The 4260-nt window shown below is 35.7% G+C and carries 6 protein-coding genes; 2 read left to right on the plus strand and 4 right to left on the minus strand.

All coding sequences use genetic code 11. From position 1 onward, the window contains the following. Positions 1-254 precede the first annotated feature (254 nt). On the plus strand, positions 255-572 hold the full coding sequence (locus KQI49_RS18260) for a MobC family plasmid mobilization relaxosome protein (protein WP_216491000.1): 318 nt from the start codon (positions 255-257) through the stop codon (positions 570-572). Beyond that, positions 554-1702 carry a relaxase/mobilization nuclease domain-containing protein gene (locus KQI49_RS18265; protein WP_216491001.1) on the plus strand — a complete coding sequence of 383 codons (1149 nt, stop codon included), beginning with the start codon at positions 554-556 and terminating at the stop codon, positions 1700-1702. Before KQI49_RS18260 ends, KQI49_RS18265 begins: the two co-directional genes overlap by 19 nt. A 237-nt stretch (positions 1703-1939) precedes the next feature. Here KQI49_RS18265 and dfrD read toward each other — a convergent pair whose 3' ends face one another. The 4 genes from dfrD to KQI49_RS18285 form a co-directional block, all read right to left on the minus strand. Further along, complete coding sequence (dfrD, locus tag KQI49_RS18270; protein ID WP_063844481.1) at positions 1940-2428, minus strand: trimethoprim-resistant dihydrofolate reductase DfrD; 489 nt, start codon at positions 2426-2428, stop codon at positions 1940-1942. A gap of 216 nt (positions 2429-2644) precedes the next feature. After that, positions 2645-2797, minus strand: coding sequence for a hypothetical protein (locus KQI49_RS18275; RefSeq protein WP_176453707.1), 153 nt, complete (start codon positions 2795-2797; stop codon positions 2645-2647). After that, entirely contained in the window at positions 2794-3225 is a 432-nt protein-coding gene (locus KQI49_RS18280) for a hypothetical protein (protein WP_216491002.1), read from the minus strand. The genes KQI49_RS18275 and KQI49_RS18280 overlap by 4 nt, the downstream gene beginning before the upstream one ends. Beyond that, a complete protein-coding gene (locus KQI49_RS18285; protein ID WP_216491003.1) occupies positions 3225-3677 on the minus strand; it encodes a replication/maintenance protein RepL in 453 nt (150 codons plus the stop codon). Before KQI49_RS18285 ends, KQI49_RS18280 begins: the two co-directional genes overlap by 1 nt. Positions 3678-4260: the final 583 nt, after the last annotated feature.

Here is a 4260-nt window from a genome sequence, read left to right on the forward strand (position 1 = left end):
AATACATTTTTTCGACTGCCTACCGGCGAGGGAAAAGTTTTTTAAGGTTGGCTTTTTTTCAAAAAAGGCAAGGTCTTATTCCCCCATGTAAATGGGGGCTAGGGGGCATTTTTGCGACAGCAAAAACAAGCGTTATTTGGGTACCAAATATAGAGCTTGCCACTACCGAGAAAGCATGATAAAATGTGGATAATAAGAACACATTTAAATGCTTGCTAGTGCGATTGAAAAATGAGCAATACGAGGTGGGATTTATGGGAGAGAACAGGAAAGATAATCGACAGATTAAATTTCGTGTGAGCGACCACGAATATGAAGAATTGGAGCAAACAGCGAACAATTTTCATATGAGTGTGCCAGCTTTTGCGAAAAAGCGGGCAATGGGGTATCGCATGAAGCCCCCCAAGGTTGATAAATCGGGGGCGATTGAGATAGCAAAGCAGTTGCGAGCGATTGGGAACAACGTCAATCAGCTTACAAGGCGAGCAAATGCAAGCAACGGAAAAATTGATAGCGAGGAACTCCAAGCTATCAAAAAGGAGTTGCATGAGATATGGCAACAATTCAATTAGGTATGACTGGTTCTGCAAGTCAACTATGCAATTATGCGGAAAAAAGAGCAGTTGAAAAAGATGGTCATAATCTCGATATAGATTATGCAAAATCGCAAATGAAACAAACGAGAGAACTTTTTTCTAAAAATGATGGAATACAAGCACATCACGTCATACAGTCATTCAAACCTGACGAGGTTACACCCGAAAAAGCGAATCAAGTAGGTTTAGAATTAGCTGAAAAATTAGCACCAGGACATGAGGTGGCAGTCTATACGCATGATGATACAGACCACATTCATAATCATATCGTGATTAATTCCGTTAACTTTGAAACTGGAAAGAAGTATCAAGCACATGGAAAAGAAGCAATCGAGCGTGCTAGATCATTGAGTGATGAAGTTTGTAAAAGTCATGATTTATCAGTTGTAAAGGAGCATAACGCTAGTGTTCGTCATACTTTGGCAGAACAACATTTACTAGAAAAAAATAAAATCTCTTGGAAAGATGAACTTCGTGAAGCGATTGAGTACGCTCGAGATAATTCGACAAATTTTGATAGCTTTAAAAGGCATTTAAATGACGTTTACGGAGTTGAAACGAAATTAAGGGGTAAAACCCTTAGCTTTAAACATCCAGAGCGTGAACGCTTTATACGAGCCAATAAATTGGGTGCTGATTATGAAAGGGAGGGGTTAGAACATGTCTTTGCAAGACAAATTGAACGAGAACAGGAACATGAGCGAGCTATTTCAAGAAACGAAGGAACTCAACGAACTGATGAAAAGCTATATCAGAGTTCACATGAACGAGGAAATGGCGAAAGAAGTCATGATACACAATCAATTGAATCAGATTCAAGAAAAATCGGACAAAGTCATGAGCAACATGCAATCAATTTTGAACACGCAAGGCAAGATGTTAGAAGAAAACGCCGAGAATTTGCAAGCGATTTTGATAAATGGACACGAGGAAATGGAAAAGAGCAACAACAAGACGGTCAAAGCAGTTCAAGAGATGCAAAAATCGAACGTGGAGGAATTGAATCAGATAAACAACGAAATAAGCACGAGCATGACGAACATAAAGAGAAATCTCAACGAAACAGTCAAAAAAGCAGAGCAAGAGACGAGGGACTTAGTCTCTAATGCAAAACATGGGGCACTCGTGACAAATATTATAGACGCATTAAAATATGGTGCTGCTACAAGTGCGATTACTATTCCAGTTCTTTATCTCCTTCTTTCCTAACAAAAAGAGGTTGCCTTTATGGCAACCCCTTAGCCTTAATGGCAAATGGCTTTCTTCAACAATCGCGCCCGATTGTGGAAGATCAGATGAGGGTGTTTTCTATATAACTTGTTAAACTAACGTTCTCCGTTAGTTTAACGAATTCTCTCATATATATGAAAATAATAATCGTAAGGATTCTTTTCATCTTTTATTCCTTTTTCAACAGATACTTCTTTCCAATCGTCAAAATTAACTACTGGAAAAAATGTATCTCCTTCGAATTCATGATGAATTTTTGTAACGTACATTTTCTCAACATAAGGCAAGAACATAACATATATCTGTTCTCCCCCGAAAATGAAAACCTCTTCTTCATTTTCGCATAACTTAAATGCAGCTTCTATTGAATGGGCAATTTCACAATCCTTAAAGTTAAAGTTTTTATCTCTAGTCAAAATAATATTTCTTCTGTCAGGTAAAGCTCTTCCGATTGATTGAAGGTTCTTTCTACCTAATATGATTGCATGTCCTTTTGTAGTGTTTTTTACATATTCCCAATCACTAGAAATTCTCCATGGAATGTCGTTATCCTTGCCGATTACTCTTTTCTTATCCATCGCAACAATTAAAGAAATTTTCAAGAATGACCACATCCTTTTTAACCTATTTTACCATGCATTTCTATTTCCATATTGAAATCCTTACTAAACAAATCTGCCCGTTAGTTCAACTGGCTTTATTCCACATAATAGCCTGATTCAAGAGGTACGGCCATATTTCTGCTCCGTGTTCAATAACAATTATACTTCATTTTCGCAAGAAGTTATTCCATTAAATGGCCCGTTTGTTGAACTATCTTACTTAATTATCTCACCATTTACAGTTGTTACTTGTTTATCTAAAAATCGTTTAATGGCTTGCTGGACTTCACGTTCATAAACATCATCCGTTTTATCTTCTAAGTAAGATAAAAAATTTTCAAGTTCTTTATAGTCAATTACAGCTTTCATGAAGTACCATTCCTTTCAATTTTTGATTCTAAAGCGTCTAATAATTTGTTATCTACTCGTTTGGGATAGTATCCCATGCGGTCAATTAAAATCTGTTCTATGATGTTTTTTCTTGCAGTAGCTTCACGATAAAATTCTTGTCCGTATTCGTTTAGTTCATCATAATCGTTACGGCTTGTTTTTACCTCATTTGGTGCTTTTCTAACGCTTTGCATGGTTTTATATGCAGTTGAACGTTGTTCTCTTAAATAGCTTAATAAAAGCAATAAATCATATGTATGATATTTTGATAATTCGGGTTGAGTTTGGTATGCTTCTTCTTGCGATAAGGTCTGTTTCTTTTTGGGGCGTTCTTGGGTTAGATCTGCTTCACAAAAGGAACAGATTTTTTTGTTTTCTTGTTTTGTTTGGCAATAAGTGCAAATCATTATATATCAAGTCCCTCATCATCTTTACCCCATTCTTGAAATCGTGCAAGTAAATATTTTTCTTTACTATGGTTTCCACGATGAACTAAATTTGAATGAATCATTATAGCACCTGTTTTTCTAGCAATTATTTGTGATTCTTCCAGTATTTTTAGAGTATCTGAAACGGTTTGACGTGATACTTTTGATTTTTTTGCAAGTTCTGTTGTTGTAATAATTAATGTGTTAGTGGATTTTTCCATATTCTCTAATATGTATTTAACGACTTGCATTTTTCTGTTGCCTAGATTATCTATCAGCTGAATTATAGCTGTTAAATAAGTAATCATAAATCCATTTCTACTAGTCTTTTTAATTACATCATTAGCTTCTATTATTTCGCCTGTATCAAGGTTTTTCCATCTGCTTGAACCGTTATATATTACTTCACTTTCTTTTCTCTCTTGTGGCATATTATTTCCTCCTTTATTTTGTCTATATGTTAACAACATTAGACAAAAATGTCAAACTAAATTAGACAAAAATGTACAGAAAATTAGACAATAATGTCCGAGAAATTAGACAATCTTAAATTGACCTAAACCATTGGTATATAAGTGATAAACTCGTTTTACATATAAATTTTCTCTTATCTATATATAAAGTGAGTGCTCTCATAGTTTTATAGAATGATAATTTTTTATAGTTTTGGCTAAAGCCTTATAGGTTAGCATAAAGCTAACCAGTAGCCTAAAGGCATAAGACCGATTGGCATAAAGCCAATCCTTCGTTGGCTAGGAAATAAAGGGAGGGGAAACTTATGCGTGGTATGTGTCAATGGTAAATCGCAGGAATGGAACAGCGGTTTGTGCTGATCCATGACGAGAATTTAAGGAATTGACACATTAGCAAAAGTACCCTCTTGGCTTGTCGGAAAAATACATTTTTTCGACTGCCTACCGGCGAGGGAAAAGTTTTTTAAGGTTGGCTTTTTTTCAAAAAAGGCAAGGTCTTATTCCCCCATGTAAATGGGGGCTAGGGGGCATTTTTGCGACA

It is taken from the genome of Virgibacillus sp. MSJ-26 (assembly GCF_018918075.1).
Taxonomy (GTDB): domain Bacteria; phylum Bacillota; class Bacilli; order Bacillales; family Amphibacillaceae; genus MSJ-26.

Coding starts and splice junctions, on each gene's coding strand:
- KQI49_RS18260 (WP_216491000.1), top strand. CDS start 255: ATGGGAGAGAACAGGAAAGATAATCGACAGATTAAATTTCGTGTGAGC.
- KQI49_RS18265 (WP_216491001.1), top strand. CDS start 554: ATGGCAACAATTCAATTAGGTATGACTGGTTCTGCAAGTCAACTATGC.
- KQI49_RS18275 (WP_176453707.1), bottom strand. CDS start 2,797: ATGAAAGCTGTAATTGACTATAAAGAACTTGAAAATTTTTTATCTTAC.
- KQI49_RS18280 (WP_216491002.1), bottom strand. CDS start 3,225: ATGATTTGCACTTATTGCCAAACAAAACAAGAAAACAAAAAAATCTGT.
- KQI49_RS18285 (WP_216491003.1), bottom strand. CDS start 3,677: ATGCCACAAGAGAGAAAAGAAAGTGAAGTAATATATAACGGTTCAAGC.